The following is a 254-nucleotide window of genomic DNA, read 5'->3' as shown; positions in this document are numbered from 1 at the left end:
GTTCTACGAGCCTGAATGCAGCAGCGTGCAGCTAGATCATGGTGTCCTCGTCGTCGGATACGGCGTAGAGAAAGGCCAGAAATACTGGCTCGTCAAGAACTCCTGGAGCGAACAGTGGGGTGAGAATGGATATAACAAGAGGGCTAGGAGCAGGACTAACACCTGTGGCATAGCAACCCAAGCTAGCTACCCCATCGTCGAAGGTCGCAGAAAGAGCACCGAGGAGAGTTCAGAAGGTTCTATCTAATAAGTGG

The 254-nt window shown here is 52.4% G+C and carries 1 protein-coding gene; it reads left to right on the top strand.

Annotated features, from left to right (window positions below; translation table 11 throughout):
• Positions 1-247 (top strand): C1 family peptidase (locus L9G74_RS21355; RefSeq protein WP_238898812.1); only part of this gene is annotated, 247 nt, incomplete at its 5' end.
• Positions 248-254 lie beyond the last annotated feature (7 nt).

The sequence above is a fragment of the Shewanella electrica genome (assembly GCF_022321485.1).
GTDB lineage: Bacteria > Pseudomonadota > Gammaproteobacteria > Enterobacterales > Shewanellaceae > Shewanella > Shewanella electrica.
This window is presented reverse-complemented; position numbering and strand designations above follow the sequence as displayed.